Genomic DNA, 18,016 nt, shown 5'->3' with positions numbered 1-18,016 from the left:
AAGACGCTTATCTGTCGCATTCCTATTACTAATAGGAACGTTCACGTACGCCCTTGCCGCAAACCGGCAGGTAGAGGGTGTAGTCATCTCTTCTGAGGATAACTTGCCTCTCATCGGCGCTTCTGTCTATGTGACAGCCGATGATTTGAAGAAAGTTGGGAATAATCAGTCCACCATTGGTGTCATTACTAATATTGACGGGCAATTCTCCATCTCCATTCCGGAGGGAGTTACCCGTTTTTATTGTAGTTACGTCGGCTATGATGTGCTGGAAGTAAAGCTCATACCAGGCAAGAATAAATATGATATTACTCTCCAACCTTCCGCCCACATGCTCGATGCGGTAGTTGTGACGGGATATCAGACTGTGGAACGCCGTAAGTTGACGGCCGCCGTATCGAAGATCGATATCTCGGATCAGATGATGGGTGCAACCAAGAGTATAGACCAAGCATTGGCCGGACAGATTGCCGGACTTTCCGTAAGCAACATTTCCGGTACTCCGGGTGCTCCTGCCAAAATCCGTATTCGCGGTACATCCTCCCTGAATGGTACGCAAGACCCTTTGTGGGTGCTGGACGGTATTCCATTGGAAGGAACGAACATTCCCAATATGGAAGTATTGAAAGACATCGATAACATAGGTCAAACCGCTATTGCCGGTCTGAATCCTGCCGACATCGATAATATCACCGTTCTGAAAGACGCTGCCGCAACTGCCATTTACGGTGCCCGTGCTGCCAATGGTGTAATCGTGATTACTACCAAGAAAGGTAAAGTGGGCAAACCGGTTATTAACTTCTCCACTAAACTGACCTATTCTCCGAAGTTGAATATAGACCGTTTGAACCTGTTGAACTCAGAAGAGAAGGTAGGTCTGGAACTTGACTTACTGGCATCCGGTTATCCATACAGGGAAACCAAAGGCGAGGTATACCGCATTATTTCCGGGTTGGGAGAACTCAACAATTTCAAAGACGGAGGGTGGAACGCCTTGTCATCCAGCGCTCAAAGTGCAATAAATAAACTGAAGGCAACAAACACAGACTGGAGTGATATCCTTTTCCGCGACGCATTCACACAAGAGTATAACCTGTCTCTTTCCGGTGGTAGTGAAAAGGCAACTTACTATACTTCTTTCGGATATATGAAAGAGAATGGTAACGTTCCGAATGTATCTGCCGAACGTCTGAACTTAGTGATGAAGACCAGTTATAAAGTGAACAGCATTCTGAAAGTAGGTGCTTCTATGTTTGCCAACCGCCGTAAGAATTCAAGTTATCTGCCGGATTCGGATGGTTTAACCAATCCGATATTCTATTCTCGCCTGGCTAACCCTTACTTCACGCCATACAACGAACACGGTAATTACAACTACGACATTGACGTGGAGAATGATGTGGATATGGACTTTGGATTCAACCCTTTTGAAGAACTAAAAAACACTACCAACGAAACCACTATCAATGGTCTCTCATCTATTTTTGATGCAGAGTTACGTTTTGACGACCGGTTCAAGTTTACCACCCAGCTCGGTTTACAACTTGACAAAACATCCATCGAGAAGATTGCCGATGAAGAATCTTTTGCCATGCGTAAAGAAAAGAAGAACCATCGCAGCAATGGCGTAACTTACCTACCCGCCGGAGGATTTCACAAGGCCAATGAAAATTCATTGTCCCAACTCACTTGGAAAGCGATGGGAGAATATCGCGATACCTACAACGACATCCATGAGTTCGAAGCAATGGTAGGAACGGAAATCCGGAAGACATGGGAAGAAAAGCTATACAGTGCCGGTTATGGATTTGACCGGAAGACGCTGACAACAAAGCCGATCATCTTCCCGGAAGAAAGTCAGGCATTCAAATTGCATGAGAAGGCTCATGTGGAGAATGCATACGTGTCCGCTTTCTCAACCCTGTCCTATTCTTTACTGAACCGCTATACATTGGGAGGAAGTATCCGTTTCGATGGTTCCGACCTTTTCGGTGTAGACAAGAAGTACCGTTATCTGCCATTATATTCAGTCAGTGGTTTGTGGCGCATTTCCCAAGAACCTTTTATGGCAGGTGCCAAATGGATAGACAACCTGGTAGTCCGTGCATCATACGGTTTGCAGGGAAACATTGACAAGAACACCTCTCCTTTCCTTTTGGGAAATTACAGAATTGAAAATATCCTGCCGGGAGGTTCAGAAGATATGATTGACGTTTCCGGTGCACCGAACAAAAAGCTGCGCTGGGAGAAAACACATTCCGTAAATGCAGGATTTGATTTTGCTGTATTGAATCAGGCTATCAACCTGAGTGTGGACTACTACTACAGAAAAGGTGTAGATTTGATCGGAACCCAGATGTTACCGCTGGAAACAGGTTTTGAAATGTTGACCGTCAACTGGGCCAGCATGCGAAATCAAGGTGTCGAGGTCGCTCTCAGCACACGCAATGTCCACACCAAGAATTTTATGTGGACCACTAACTTCAACTTCGCATACAATAACAATAAGGTACTGAAAGAAGCACTGCGTGAAGATGCCTTAGAACCGGGTCGTGAAGGATATCCCGCGGGAGCCTTGTTTGCCCTGAAAACAGCCGGGCTGGATGAAGAAGGTTATCCGATGTTCCAGGACAAAGACGGAAAAGCCGTATCGGCCATGGAATTCTTTAAACTTCAGGAATGGGGATTTGGAGCAACCGACCTGACAGCCCGCGAGCGTCGTGAACTTTACACGTATGTTGGTACTGCTGACTGCCCTTATACAGGCGGTTTCAATAATACTTTCACCTACAAGGCTTTTGAACTGGGTGTCAACTTCAGCTTCGACTTCGGTGGAAAGGTACGCAGTCAACCCACCTACTCTATCGTTGATTTCGACAAAGGACGTAACACGAACCGTGATATTCTGAATCGTTGGACTCCGGAAAATACGGAAACGATCTTCCCGGTTCTGCTGAGTCAGAACGAACGTCTGGACGAATATATGTGGTATTCAAATCAGAATGAAATATACCGTAACCTGGATATTTGGATCAGAGACCTGAACTATGTGAGACTACAAAATATCCGGTTGGGCTATACATTGCCTACTAACTTCAGCCGCACGTTGGGAATGACTTCCGCCACAGTTGCCATAGAGGGACGCAACTTATTGGTATTCGGCTCAAGCTACAAAAATTATCTCGATCCGGAAACCATGTCCAATGCTTATGCAACACCGGCTCCCAAGTCCGTGACCTTAAGCCTGAACTTGATTTTTTAATTTTATAGAGAGTAACAACAATGAGAAAAATATATATCATGTTATTGATGAGCAGTGTAGTATTGCTGACTGCTTGCGATATGTTGGATATCCAGCCTACGGGAAAAGTGATCCCCCAGACCTTAGCTGAGTACAGAGCGCTGATTGCCACAGCATATAAAAACGTTCCCGATGCCAGAGGACTCGCCTGCTTCCGTTCTGATGAACTGTATGTAAAAGATGATAGTTGGGAACAGGACCGTTATGGTAAAATAGAATGTTGGGATGACTTCAGTGCTCCGGGACAGACTACTTCCTTTGAATGGAAGAATTTCTATAGCATCATGTTCACCGCAAACTATACCATAGAAGAGCGAAACTCAATCAATGAAGGAAGCGAAGAGGACATCGACCAATTGATCGGTGAATGTTATCTGCTCCGCGCATACATGCATTTCCTGTTAGTAAATCTCTACGGACAGCCTTATACCCGTCCGGGAGCGTTAGAAACGAAAGCAGTGCCACTGAAGCTGAACAGCGATATCAACGAAATTCTGAAGAAAAATACCGTTGCACAGATTTACGAGGCGGTACTCTCAGATATCAATGAAGCTGAAAAACTGATTAATAAAGAATCCTGGGAACAGAAGTTTTCTTATCGTTTCACAACCCTATCTGTAAAAGCTCTGCGCGCCCGTGTATATTTGTATATGGGGCAATGGGAGAATGCGTATAAAGCCGCCGAAGCTGTTCTTACAGAAAAGAATACACTGGAAGATTTCAATGACGAAGCGTTCATTCTGCCAAACAACTACCAATCCGTAGAGAATATTACAGCCTTGGAACGCGGCATGAGCTCCAACTACACTCAAGCAGCGGTTCTGTCCGAAGCTTTAGCGTCTTCATACGGAGAAGGAGATTTGCGTCTGGATGCTTACTTCAAACCGGCTGACAAGAACGGCTACCGTTTCAGCCAGAAGAGTGGAAAAGATGATTTCCGTTGTTCTTTCCGTGTAGGTGAAATGTATCTGAATTCGGCAGAAGCAGCAGCACAATCGGACAAACTGCCCCAGGCACGTACCCGACTGCTGGAGCTAATGCAGAAACGCTATACCCCAGAAGCTTATGCAGCTAAAGCAACTGCGGTCAACGCAATGAATAAAGAAGCCTTGATACAAGAGATTCTGAATGAGCGTGCCCGTGAACTCGCTTTCGAAGGTCATCGTTGGTTCGACTTACGCCGCACTACCCGACCTCGTATTGAGAAAGTTCTCAAAGGAGGAACCTATGTGCTGGAACAGGATGACCAACGCTATACGATTCAAATTCCGAGAGAAGCGATTGCGGCGAATCCGGAGTTGTCTAATTAGCCAATCAGCCATTCATAAAATATAAAACCTCCTTTCTCAATCCCCATGACAAGATTAGAAAGGAGGTTTTTTCTAAGATACACACAATTTACTCCACAGGAGTAATTTTCACAAAAGAAACTCCGTGATAGGGAACCTGTGTCCGGAACTCCCCATTGTATTCCCCTAAATCTTTTTGCCGCCACAGATCGCGAACAGACACTTTGCCTGTAATTCCCAGTTGCTTGAGAGCTAATTCAAAATCATACGTCTTCATCTGGATAGTTTCAGCCTCATCCTGATCCCACAGGATAAAATAAGGATCTATCTGGAAGAATCCTACTGCATACGAGCCATCATATAGTTTCTTGTACCATATCTGCCCATTGTCAGTCAGCAATTTTGTGGCCGGTGCTGCCAACGGGTCCTGATTCACAGCAATCACTTCATTATTTGTCAGTAAACTCAATGTAAAATCATCTATATCGGACATATCACAACCGATCAATAACGGAGCGGAGAGAATGCACCATAGAGAGATATGAGAATATTGTTCATCAGGAGTCAGAGCCGATTCATGAACCTTCTCTCTCCAAGCCTTACCCAGTTTTCCTACCACCAGCATATCGGGATCATTATAGTTCCCCGGTGCAGTAGCCTGAGCACAAACATCCTGAAAACAACCAATGGCTGTCACAACATTCCATTCATCGGTAATGTCACGGGTGGTGCGCCACAGTTCACCTCCTGCTTCCCTTGCCCAGTTCCAGACATTGGGAGCACCATATCCCACACAATAGACAATATCCCGATTCACTTTATCCAATGCATCACGCATAACAATATAGGGTTCCCGGATTGTTTTCTCTTCAGAATCCTTCTGAACCGCATGATAGCCGCAATGATCATATTTGAGATAATCTACTCCCCATCTGCCCCAAGTCCGTGCATCTATTTCCTCATGCTGATAACTGCCCAGATAATCACCGCATGTTGTCGGTCCCGGTGAAGAATAAATACCGAATTTCAATCCCAGAGAATGAATATAATCAGCCAGGCCTTTAAAATCAGGGAATTTCTCATTAGAGAGCAGCTCTCCCTGCTTGGTGCGTTCGGCAGCTTCCCAGCCGTCATCAATGTTCACATACGTCCATCCGTATGCATGCAACTTTTCATTCATCATGCGGGCAGCCTCGCGCACTTTCTCATCATCTACAGAAAGTCCCCAGCAATTCCAACTGTTCCATCCCATCGGAGGAGTCAGAGCAATCCGGTCTCCTATTTTCAAGGTAATTTCTTTTTCGGCTACACCTTTTTCGTTCATGGCTTTCAGAAGCACTTTGAAATCTCCTCTAAGTTCGGTCTTTCCCGTAATAAAGCCGGTGGAAGTATCTAATTTCAGTCCGGCAGGGAGTCCTGACGCTTCAAAAGTCATAGGCCGGTTACCACTTGCCATAATCGTCATCAGGAACGGATTTCCCGGACGGGCACCATATACCAGAGGATTATTAATCCGTGGAGTTTCCGGAGCTTCCGGTGTCAGAATGTACTTCTCCTTAGCTACAGGCTTCGGCCAGGCAGGTATCGGGGTAATCTCTCCACGAGTCACAAACTTCACATTCAACCAGTCGGCATGGTCGTACATAATGCCATCGCCACATTCTTCCACCAATAGCAACACTTTATCAATGCCGGAGAGGTTGACATTGAACTCTTTTACGGGATCGCCCTTCTGCATCACACCGCTTTTCCAAAGTTCTTTTTTATCTCCGATTATCTTGAACTGCAATTTACCGGCATACAAGTTGTTATCATCGGCTCCAACCAAGCCACTCACTGAAACAGCTTTACCACCCAAATCATACAGCATACGGCTGATAGAATGAGCTCCGATCCCCCGTTCATACACAACACCATTTACCGTAAGCGGAGTCCATACCACAGACTGATTTATCTGCGGTATTCCCCAATCCTGCACAAAACAGGAGTCCTTATAAACTTCATCCAACCAGAGTTCACGCTTCGGCCCGTTATTACAAGAGGAAACAAACCACAAGTTTGCCAAAAGAGCCAATGCGATAATTACTTTTGTTCCAAATTTCATAGTACTTTGCTTTTTATTTCAGGACCGGATTAATAAACAACTCATCTATATATACCTGTTGCGGAGCTTCAAAAGCCACCTTTACATAGCGTACATTTTCATCCAGTTGGTCAAACAATATGCTTTCAATCCAGGCATCATGCTTGTTGTTCGGGAAATAAGGGGCGTCTTTTATGGAAGACAGATTATACTCTTTACCGTCTATTGAAGTATACAGATATGTCTTCACCGGCATACCTATCTTTTCCGGATTATAATTCAGCATACGCAACATAGCTTTCTGAACACGGGTTTTCTTTTGCAGATCCACTACAAATTCATGATAGCCGGCCTCAAACTTCACCCAGCGGGCATCCTTACTGTCCTCTTCAGCAACCTTACCATCCAGTAACGGTTGCAAACCTGCCTTTCCAAGCATCATTTCCGGAGTCGCTCCATTGACTAATTTCTCCATAAAAGCCGCTTCCATCAGTTTCCAATATTCCTTTCCGTTCTTCCAGTCCATATAGTCAGTATACACTTTGTTCGACCAAACAGGTTGCCCCAGTTGGTACTTTGACTCAGGATCCTCAATGATACCGTAGAACATAAATGAAATGATCTTATCAACCCCCGCCGCAGATGCTGCAACCTGCTGGGACAGCAGCCTCGGATAGGCAGCCGGAATCAAGGCAGAAGTACGGTCATTGGTACCCTCTTCCCAAGTGAAAGTCTCACAATTTGCCCACATTTCAATATTCAGGCGGTTATGAATATCACGCAATCTCTGCCAGTTCTTCTTCAGACGGGGAAGTGTGAACTGATCGCGTACACACCCCACTTCATCCTGATAGGCAATGATATCCACTTTTAGTTTTTGCATTTGCTTCTCATATTCCGGATTATCAAATTCTGACAATCCGATTCCATAAGGAGAAATCAGGGTTTTCTTGCCCGGAGCCAATTTTTTAGCCTTCTCTGATAAAGTATTTACCGACTGCACCGCATGCTCCGCAAAAATAGGACACAGACAATCTTCTACCGGTAAATACCAGCCATAAAAGGCCTTGTGGTTTTTATAAAGGGATGCCAACTCTTCCATAATCCGGAGTTGCCGTTCCTTAATTGCCGGATCAAGCAGATTATCATCCTGATCCTTTGCCCAGCCACTACTCATGAAAATCTTCATATTATGTTTGGCCGCTTCATTCAGAATAGCATCCACAGGACTTTTCTTATCCTTATTATACCACCAAGGCATTATTTGCGAAGGATAATAAGATTTTCCTTCATTGGCAACCTCCATTAATACCAGATATTCGATACCCATAGCCGACAATTCACGTACTTTAGCCTCCCACAATTTCGGGTCCATATTATCGAAGCTCTGAGGATTCGTATATTTATTACGTACATCCTTGTATGCCAGATTGATCCAGCTACCTGTAACAGGTTTCACACCCAAAGCCGACTCGGTGGTTTTCTCTTTTTTCTGCTTGCCGGAAGCGGCATTATCCGCACCTACCGTAACTACCGGCAGCGTAACCAATAAAACTGACAGAGCAAATCCTATCATTTGAAATTTCTTCTTCATAGTACACATATATAAATCTATAATTAAGTGATCAACTTCCTCCGGACACTATAATCAGTACCAAACCGGAGATAAAAAGAATAAGCATCAGCGTAAGCAACAGATTGGTAGACTTTGATGCCCCCTTAAACTCTTTCCAGATGAAGAGGCCCCATAAGGCGGCTACCATCGTTGCCCCTTGCCCCAGTGCATAGGAAATAGCCGCACCGGCTTTTCCGGCAGCGATATAGCTGCAAGCAGTTCCCAATGCCCAGATTATACCGCCCAACACACCCACCAGATGCGTATTAAAGTTTCCTTTGAAATACTGGCTGTAGGACACAGGTTCTCCCATAAAAGGTTTCTTCATCACCAGTGTATTGAACAGGAAATTACTGATAAAGATACCTATTGCAAACACGAACAAAGCAGAATAAGGAGTCATCATGCCTGCTGTGGGTGCTTCCAGATTTTCCAAGTCCATAGCTGCCGCCACAAAACGATAAAAGAATGCCATCAGGATACCGGCGCATACAGCAACCAGGATACCTTTCTTACGGGTGCTCTGACCGGATGCTTTGGAAACTTTTCCAGATGCTATTCCATTAAAGATTATAGCCAGCACAATCAGGAAAACGCCCAGGAAAAGAATGACGGGATCTCCCTTCGGAACACTGAAATAATTGACAAATACACCCAGCACCAATGCCAGCCCCACCCCTACAGGAAAAGCAACCGACATCCCTGCCAATGACATAGAAGCCGATAGCAGAATATTAGAAGCATTGAATATCACACCACCCAGGAAAGCACTCCAGAAGTTCTCCGGACTCACTTGCAACAAGTCCTGTATAAATCCTCGCCCGGCCTCTCCCGTGCTGCCTAAAGTCAATCCCCAGATCAGAGAGAAAAGAACGATGCCAATCACGTAATCCCAATAGAACAACTCGTAGCGCCAGGTCTTTGCCGCCAACTTCTGAGTATTTCCCCACGATCCCCAGCAAAGCATCGTAACCCAACACAACGCCACTGCCAATCCGTAACTTTCAACTATAAACATAATCGGTATTTTTAGAGGTTAATTTATTCATTCAGGTCCAGTTCTTTACGATGAGGAATAGAAGACTGCGCTCCCATTCTTGTCACGGCAACAGATGAAGCTTTAGAAGCCATTACAGCAGCTTGCCTCAAGTTCATGCCTTCTGCCAGTCCCACACATAAAGCACCATTGAAAGTATCGCCGGCAGCCGTTGTATCAACAGGTTCCACTTTAAAAGCATCCACGCAATATGAAGTATCGCCTTCTCTCACCAAACATCCCTTCGAACCCAAGGTTACAATTATATTCTGTACTCCCATCGCACTGATTTCTTTTGCAACCCGTTCCGCATCAGCATCATTCACAATCTTTATACCGGTAAGCATTTCGGCTTCAATCCGGTTGGGAGTAATCATAAACAGGTATCTGAGTAACTCTTTCGGAAGGCTCCGGGCAGGGGCCGGATTCAAGACTACCTTCACCCCTTTTTCAAAAGCTCTCCTGGCAGCATATTCCACCGTTTGAATCGGAATTTCCAGTTGCATCAACAAGATGTCTCCTTCGCACATTTCCTCCACAACTTTATCCACATCCTGCTCGTTCAGCAGCATATTGGCTCCGGAAGCCACCACTATACTATTCTCCGCATGATCGTCCACACTGATCAAAGCAACTCCGGAAGCAGAGTTTTCATCAAGAGTGATATATTTTGTATCTATTCCCTCTTTCTTGAAATAATCCACTGACTGCTGTCCCAGTATATCATTCCCCAACTTCGCTACAAAGATCAGATTACCACCCAACCTTTTCACTGCAACTGCCTGATTGGCTCCTTTACCGCCCTGGTTCATAAAGAATTCACCACCCAGAATGGTTTCACCGGGAGCCGGCAGATGAGAGGTCCTCACCACCATATCTATATTGGAACTGCCAATTACTATAATTTTCTTCATGGTACTATATTTTAAATAAATAAATGCATGTATGTGTCACCGTGACAGAACGAACGTAGGAGCAACGCCCCCTGCATCCGATACTGCTACACGGGCTGTTATCACCTTCTCATCTCCCGGAAAGAGTGTAATGAAGTTATCACTCCAGAACACCGGATTAATCTCCTCTCCCCGGGCATCCTGCAAAGTCAGGTGGTTGAAGTGTGACAATCGGGCAGATTCGTTCTTCAAACAAATAGAAAAGACATATTCTCCTTCCTCTTTGCTTACTTTAACCTCTTTCTTCAATTCCGGTTTTTCCATAGAAGTAAACCAGAAAAAGTCCATGTGCTGTGAGTAAAACCAATATAAATTCTCCGACAACAGCTTTCCTGCTTTATCGTGAAGTTCCAGCTTCACAAAGTAGTTATAAGAATACTTGCCATGCTGAGGCACCGTAATAATCTCTTTATAGCAATCGGGAGAAACCGTCAGCTGCTGAGAATGTTGCCAAGCCACCCTCATATCATTATTGATTACTTTCGCCGTCACCTTTACATCATCCAGCACCCGGTGGGACGCATTAATGACCGATATCTTAAAATCATTGGCATTCAACTGTACGTGTACCGGCTCCATCGCTTTCCTTGCAAAATAGTAAGAAGCGTTCGGCGCCAGATACCAGTCATAAATCTGCCAGCACACATCGGGCCAGCAGGAATTAATCTTCCAGATCATCACACCGGAAGTTATATCCCACATCCGATGATTGGCTGCCTCAAACATAGCACGATAACCGTCAGCACTCAGGAACTGGGCATTATCGGCATATTCTTTCGCCGTCTTCGGATCACCAAACATCGTGCGGATGGCATTGTCATAAGAACGGTAGCAATAATTACTCACATCCCAGGCGCCATGTTCCGCCCAAATGCTATCCAACGGGAAGATGGGGCTGTTTACATTGGCTGTACTCTCTGCGGTAGGGATAAATTTCCGGAGACTGTTGTACATCGGCACCGAAGGCATACCCAATTCATTGCGGAACATCTGCAAATAAACCTCACGTACTTTATCGAAGAAGTAAGAGGAAGGCGCCCAGTTATAGTCGGGTGCACCGTCATCCGTGGTTCCGGTGGGCAGGTCTTCCTTCAGATAGGGAGTCAGAGCATCCACATCCCAGTGGTAACTGGTGGTAGGGATGTATATACGTGTAGTATCAAGGCTCTTCACTTTCTCTTTCGTCAGCCTGTATAAGTTTTCATTCATCAATACTTCATTGACGCCTACCCACGAAATAATGGAAGGGTGGTTACGATACCGAAGCATCATATCTTCCACACAAGCAATCGCCAGATTATGATCCAGGGGATTGTTTTTGGTTTCAGTACCGGGAGTCATGCGATAGCATTGATAGAAAACATGCCACCACATAAGGCCGTACTTATCAAAACTCTCAAACCACGTTTCGGAAGGAGAAGGCATATCTTCACTGCCTATCAGGTTGATGTTAGCCTCCGCCATCAGGCGTGCCTCATCATAAATACGCTTATCCGATTCCTCCAGCAGAATGTCCGGCTGAATCCAGCCGCCTTTGCAGAACACTCTTTTGCCATTCACATAGTAGACACGGCCGTACTCAACCTCAGCTTTGTCCCCGTCAACCTCAACTCTGTTCAGCCCAACCTCAACTTCACGGATGCCAAAGTCGAACTCTTTTGTATCGGATACTTTTCCACCTGTATTATATGACAACTTGATGTGATGCAGATATTGTTCACCATATCCGTTGGGATACCACAGGTAGGGATTCTTTATCAACAGGGAAGGGAAATCTTCGGAAGTCAGTTCCACGACTTTCTTTTCACCTGCACCCAGGCTAACTTTCTTTGTAATCTTTATAGGCTTCAGATAACCTTCCATGTGTTTGGTATAGGTGGGGAACTTCACATCGTTTACCAGGGTAATCAAAGCATTCACTTTTCCCTCTATCGCTTTTCCTGAGGTATTCTTTACCTCCAGTTTGATGTTCACATCCGCCAGCGAAGTATCCTGTTTGGGTAAAGTAGTAACAATGAAAGGATTCTCGATCACGACTTCATCGGTAGCCTCTATCGTTACCTTCTGATAGATACCCATATTCCGGTCTCTTACCACCGGAGCACAGTCCCATCCACCGGATATCTTTAAAGTCTCATCTTTAAAGATGTCATAAGAATGTCCACGCACAGGGCCGAACACTTTCAGCTGGGTACCCGGAGTAGGAACACCCGGATGATCCACCTGATATATCTTCACCGCAACACAATTATTCGCTCCGGGAAGGGCATAGTCCGTAATATCGAGCTTGAAACGGCGGAACATTCCCACAATATCATTTTTATCGGCTACAAGCCGGCCGTTAACCCAGACGTCCGCCCGATAGTTAATGCCGTAAAGGGTCAGCCATACTTTCTTACCTTTATAAGATTTGGGCAGAGTGATTTCCGTACGATACCAATAAGGGTCCTGCCAAGGGTTTCTTCCACTCTTCAGATAGTTATATTTATCCAGATCCATCCGGGCATTGAACTCGTCCGAAACATCGGGGATTAAATAATTATTGAGTCCGATACGCGGGTCGGGATATACATTCTCTTTCACCAAAGCATTCAGCACAGTAGTGGGAACCGTAGCCTGATACCACCCGGTTGTTGGATAGGATGGTTGCGAAACCTTGGCATCCGCATCGGCTATCTCGGATGAGTTTATAATTCTCCAATGCTCCAGTTCCAGAGATTGGGCTTTCAGCAACATGACATTGCAAAGTAGCAGGATAAATAATATGTTTCTCATAATTTCTGTTATTCTATTGCGGTAACCTTTGCACCATGCGTAAAACTACCGGGCACTAATTTCATTTCCTCCGCCCACGCATTTACCATCAGCTGCACGGGAATAATGGATGGAATAGCAAATAAGTCAGAACGCTCACAACGAACGTGTACTTCCAGCAAGTCCGGACTTTCAATGCCGGAAGCCGCATCCGATATGAGAATCACTTTACCTTTAAAACTCAACACATCCTCCACAAGTCTGATACTTGGATGATAAGCGCCGGATTGTGAATGAGCATAAACAATGCAGATAAAATCAGGTCCTACCATTTCCAAGGGACCGTGCCGAAACTCCCCGCCCAATAAGGCGGAAGCGGGAATTTTGGTGGCTTCCATAAACATCAGGGCAGTTTGGGCAACGGCAGCGAAAACCGTTCCCCTGCCTATCACTTGCACAAACGAATGTCCTTTCAGGAAAGTGAGCGAACGGGATAAATACGTATCTCTTTCCGCCAGCTGACGTTCAACTTCACGGATTATTCCGTCTAAAGCCTCCCCATTCACTTCATGCCTCTTCAGGGATTCTGCGAGCAGATAAACCGCCAGATAGGTTGTAATAAAAGTTTTCGTGGAGGTCATCTCTTCTTTGCCTGCCTTGCACAGCAGGCAATGAGTAGCCATTACGGCCAAAGAACTTCCGGATTCGTTCGTGATTCCGATCACCGTTATTGGCAACCAGCGCTGCTTTTTAAGCAATTCAATCACTTCGTAGCTTTCACCCGACTGTGAAACGGCAATCAGCAAAGTGCGTTCCGTCAACGAAGGAGATTGAAAATGAAGCAATTCTCCGGCATTAATCGCGGAAGCGGGTATGGAAGCAGATGAGATCATTGTCGCAGCTGCCTGCGATATAAAGTAGGAACTTCCCATGCCGGTAAATACGATCCTGTCATATTCACCGGATTTCCATAAGGCACAGACAGTCTTCAAGCTTTTCTTCCCTTCTTCCGAACGGTAATAGCAGAAAGTCTGTTTCAATGCTTCCGGTTGTTCCTGTATTTCTTCTAAAAACTTATTCATAATAAAGTATTTCCCGTTTACTGATTGAGCATACCACGAGTTTCTTTCAGTTTCACCGGGTGAAACTGAGAGTTTCATGCTTTGGAACCAGGAGTTTCATCCCTTGAAACAAAGGGTTTCATTGCTTGAAACTCTTTGTTCCATCCGATGAAACTTTGCTTTTAATAGGATTACTTATTTTCCTTCAAGGTATTTCTTATATCCTTCATAGGTATCTGTTCCCGGTTTGAAGGTAGCCCAACTGAAATTCGTAATATGATCAGTAAACATTCCGGCTACTCTCAGCTGTTCCTCCAGCTCGGTCCAAGGTTTGGTCCGCATGGTAATTCTCGGGCACCAGCACTCTTTGAACGACTCTATATCTACTCCGAAAATCACTCCGTTAGCATCGCAGGCTTTCTTTATTTCGGCAAACCAGTTGGGCAGGTCTACATCAAAATCTACCAGACAACGTCCGCCTATATCCTGAAGATAAAGCACATCTATATCGGGAGTCTGGGCAAATATCTTACCAAACCATTTTCCGCAGAGGTCAGCGGGCATTCCCCTCCACAAAGCAGGAGCTATGCAGACTTCTTTCGGAGACTTCGACTTCACATAAGCCGCCACTGTCTGCAAATAATTAGCCAGCATAGACAAAGCAGGTTCCTGCTGCCAGCCTACCGGATACGAACCGTCATGAAATTCTTCGGTTATGTACCATCCCGCCAGACTGGGATGATTCCCCCAAAGGGCAAACAGTTCATCGAATACTTGTTTATTACGCTCCACCAGAAATTCATATTGTTCCGGTTTTGTGGTATCTTCCTTACTGTAATCACCGGGATATAGTCCGACAATCAGCTTCATCCCGTTACGCTCGGCAGCATCGAACATTCGGTTCATGATATCATATTGCTTGGTCACCCACGGCAGATTTGTCGGCGAATAGAAAGAAGATTTTTCATTCGTGCGGTCATTGAAACCTTCGGCATACTGGATAATCCAAGTGTCAATGCCCACTTCACGGCTTGCTTTGAATTCTTCATCCCAGTTGGTCTCTTTATAGACGCCATTTAGCTGAATGAAAACACTGGAGAACTTGGGAGTTCCCTTGAATTCAGGAGTATAAGAGGTCAGTTGCTCCAGATTGTCGATGCAAAACTCACCTGTACATGTGCTGTTATCATCGTTCGTGATTTCAAGACGATAACCTTCAAGGCGGTTCAGAACCAGTTTGTTTTCGCCCAGATCACGCCCTTTGGCAAAAGTAAAAGCCTCATAAGGCATCACTACACGTGTCCATTCTTCCTTGGTCAGTACATCCTTATCCACATACTCGAAGAACTGCCAGCGATCTTTTTCATGAAGCGCATCCTGCGTAAACTGATCCACATCCTGAATAAGCATGAAACGGAATGTACCTTTATTATTCTTATTACCTTTCACCCAGATGGAAAGTCCCAACGGATGGAAAGACAAATCACTGCGATAGTCTCCCCCACTCTGCTGGATATATACGGATTCGGTTCCGGACGCATTGCCGGAGAAAGAGTATTTAAGCTCGAAGCTTCCCGTTCCCTCCACACAGTCATCGCTGATAAAACGGTCTATCGAGGTTTGCGGTGACTCGGGAAGTCCTTTCATTTCGTACACCACACAGCTCATCTCGTCGTAAGCATTCAAAGTCTTTACCGCACGTGCTTTCGCTACTATCTCCTCTGCTGTGGGGGCCTGCTTACTACCGCAAGCCGCCAACACAAGCAGCAGAGAAGAAATACTGATTAGGGATAGTATATTTTTCATATTTATTTCGTTGTATAGATTATTACTTCGGTTATCCATATTTTCCCGTTCGATACGGGATTTTTCCATTTAAAAGTTACAGTGTGCTTCCCTACGGGACGGTCATAGCAGAAGAACAATTCACACTTCCGGTGATTGATATATTGGGGCAAGGCTGTTGTTTCATAGAACTGTCCATCGATATATACATCCATCTCCGCCGTATAGTCCGTTGGAAGCCCACCTGCCACATATCCTTTTACAACCAGTCCGGTTCCTTCGAAAGAGAAGGGATTTACATCATCTATGGATTTCTCTATTGTAAGTTTATCGCTCACTTTCAGATTCTCAAAAGCTACTTCCAAAGCAACAGGTCTGATGTTCTCCCGTCTGATTATGAAGTCTGTTCCTACCTTCCCGTTTCCATGCTTCTGCAACATCTCGCTGGCATGTCTGTACGTCATGTCATAGGCTTTATTCAGACTGATATCCGTATTGGAGAAAGGTATGTCTTCTACTTCATACAAAGCTTCTTTCCAGGATTCGGGGATGTTGCTGTATCCTATCATGGTTCCCAGGATGCCTGCGGCTGAAGCCGGATTACAATCAGAGTCCTGACCGGCACGCGTAGCGATATCTATGGTCTTTGTGAAATCCCCCTGTCCGTAAAGCAAGCCCAGGAGTATATAGGCACCGTTTATCTTCGTACCGATATTAAAGGAATTATGAATGCCTTCGGGACAGCTGATTTCTTCGCTCCACTTGTTCTGCAACTCGAACCAGGTTCGTTTCCAGTCTTTCGGATATTTCCTGTGCCAGCGAATTACGTCCGACATACATTTGTGGAAATCGCTTTCTTCCGGTATCACCTTCAGCGCTTCTTTTACGATATATTCTATATCATTGCTGACATAAGCCAGAGAGTACATGGCTGCCACATAAACTCCGCCATACCATCCTTCACCATAGGACATGATATGCCCCACCCTATCGCAGATTTCAGCGGCCTGATTAGGCATTCCCGGTGACATAATCCCGGCAAAATCCGCTTCAATCTGGAAGTCGATGCAATGTGCATGAGGGTTATTCTTCCAGTAACCGCTCTGGGGTGCTTTCACTCCCTGCAACAGATTGTAGCGGGCTACCTGGTTGGCATGCCACAACGGATATTCTGTCCGTCCGAAAGCCGTCGCAAAAGAATCAACCGGAGCATCCAGCCCGCATCTTTCGAAGACTTCCACAAAAGTCAGATCCACATAAACATCATCATACAAACCGGGAAAGGTATCATACCAATTCTTGACCGTATGCTTATCCCAGGGAATGGGAATATAATCCTGAATGATAGTTCCCAGGAATTTAAACTCAGTAGGTCCTCCGTAACTGCATCCCAAGGTCTGACCCGCCCAGGCACCTTTCACTTTATCACGCAGGCTCTGCTCGGACAGAACCACTTCTTTCTTTCCTTTATGAACGGCGGCAGCCAGATCGGCTATAAAGAAGAAAACCATCAGGAGCCATATTATATTTCTTTTCGACATACTCATTTCTTGTTTTTATACTGGTTGTACCACGCACTGTATTGTTCATACAGACGCAGGGAATCCGGATGTCCGGCAATAATATCAGTACCGGGCTTATTCATGATACCGATATACTGATAACAGAGAATCTTATCTACAAACGGAGAGATATTCTCCATCTGCCTGATAATGCGTTTGTTGAAGTCGGCAGGCAACAGATTGCCTCCGTCCCCATCTTCAAAATAGAACAGTTCCATATCAGCCCATAGTCTTGCTCTGGAAGCTTTCTCATGAGCCTTGTACAAGATTTCATAGAATCTGGCGGAATCTTCCAATGCGGTATGGTTCACTCCCACTCCATCCTGGTAAGCAATGATATCGATATTCATTTTCTCTAACTGGCGGACAAAATAATCATCGAAACGTGCTTCTTTAATGAAGTACGGGGCTATCAGATTGACACAGTTCGGAGTTAACCTTTGGGCAAAGTCCGCACAATCATTGACGTACTTCACGCACTCATCAATGAAATAGGGTTGCAACTGGGCTTCGTTCGGGAAATACCACCCGTAGAAACTTTCGTGATGGGAATATTTTTGTAGCCACCTCTTCCATA

At 45.2% G+C, this 18,016-nt stretch carries 11 protein-coding genes; 2 read left to right on the top strand and 9 right to left on the bottom strand.

Going from position 1 to position 18,016, the window contains the following annotated elements; all coding sequences use genetic code 11:
- Together BACCELL_RS18380 and BACCELL_RS18375 are read left to right on the top strand one after the other, a co-directional pair.
- A partial coding sequence (locus tag BACCELL_RS18380; protein WP_007213482.1) for a SusC/RagA family TonB-linked outer membrane protein occupies window positions 1-3,262 on the top strand: 3,262 nt, incomplete at its 5' end.
- A gap of 20 nt (window positions 3,263-3,282) precedes the next feature.
- The gene (locus BACCELL_RS18375) at window positions 3,283-4,611 is read left to right on the top strand and encodes a RagB/SusD family nutrient uptake outer membrane protein (protein ID WP_007213481.1); all 1,329 of its coding nucleotides are present in this window, start codon (window positions 3,283-3,285) and stop codon (window positions 4,609-4,611) included.
- Window positions 4,612-4,699: 88 nt separating this feature from the next.
- Here BACCELL_RS18375 and BACCELL_RS18370 read toward each other — a convergent pair whose 3' ends face one another.
- The 9 genes from BACCELL_RS18370 to BACCELL_RS18330 all read right to left on the bottom strand — a co-directional run.
- A complete protein-coding gene (locus BACCELL_RS18370) occupies window positions 4,700-6,694 on the bottom strand; it encodes an NPCBM/NEW2 domain-containing protein (RefSeq protein WP_007213480.1) in 1,995 nt (664 codons plus the stop codon).
- Between the two features lie 13 nt (window positions 6,695-6,707).
- The gene (locus tag BACCELL_RS18365) at window positions 6,708-8,267 is read right to left on the bottom strand and encodes a DUF4434 domain-containing protein (protein ID WP_007213479.1); all 1,560 of its coding nucleotides are present in this window, start codon (window positions 8,265-8,267) and stop codon (window positions 6,708-6,710) included.
- Between the two features lie 31 nt (window positions 8,268-8,298).
- Entirely contained in the window at window positions 8,299-9,306 is a 1,008-nt protein-coding gene (locus BACCELL_RS18360; protein WP_007213478.1) for a GRP family sugar transporter, read from the bottom strand.
- Window positions 9,307-9,329: 23 nt separating this feature from the next.
- Entirely contained in the window at window positions 9,330-10,238 is a 909-nt protein-coding gene (rbsK, locus tag BACCELL_RS18355; RefSeq protein ID WP_007213477.1) for a ribokinase, read from the bottom strand.
- Window positions 10,239-10,274: 36 nt separating this feature from the next.
- Window positions 10,275-13,052 carry a glycoside hydrolase family 2 protein gene (locus BACCELL_RS18350; protein ID WP_007213476.1) on the bottom strand — a complete coding sequence of 926 codons (2,778 nt, stop codon included), beginning with the start codon at window positions 13,050-13,052 and terminating at the stop codon, window positions 10,275-10,277.
- Between the two features lie 8 nt (window positions 13,053-13,060).
- Window positions 13,061-14,113, bottom strand: a complete 1,053-nt coding sequence (locus BACCELL_RS18345) for an SIS domain-containing protein (RefSeq protein WP_044154116.1) — start codon at window positions 14,111-14,113, stop codon at window positions 13,061-13,063.
- A gap of 174 nt (window positions 14,114-14,287) precedes the next feature.
- Window positions 14,288-15,898, bottom strand: coding sequence for a DUF4434 domain-containing protein (locus tag BACCELL_RS18340; RefSeq protein WP_029328219.1), 1,611 nt, complete (start codon window positions 15,896-15,898; stop codon window positions 14,288-14,290).
- A gap of 2 nt (window positions 15,899-15,900) precedes the next feature.
- Window positions 15,901-17,424, bottom strand: coding sequence for an ADP-ribosylglycohydrolase family protein (locus BACCELL_RS18335; protein ID WP_007213473.1), 1,524 nt, complete (start codon window positions 17,422-17,424; stop codon window positions 15,901-15,903).
- Window positions 17,421-18,016: DUF4434 domain-containing protein (locus BACCELL_RS18330; RefSeq protein ID WP_007213472.1), on the bottom strand; the 596-nt coding region annotated here is incomplete at its 5' end. The genes BACCELL_RS18335 and BACCELL_RS18330, both read right to left, overlap by 4 nt.

This window comes from Bacteroides cellulosilyticus DSM 14838 (assembly GCF_000158035.1).
Classification (GTDB): Bacteria; Bacteroidota; Bacteroidia; order Bacteroidales; family Bacteroidaceae; genus Bacteroides; species Bacteroides cellulosilyticus.
Note: the sequence above shows the minus strand (reverse complement) of the source record. Positions and strands in the feature narration are given on the sequence as shown.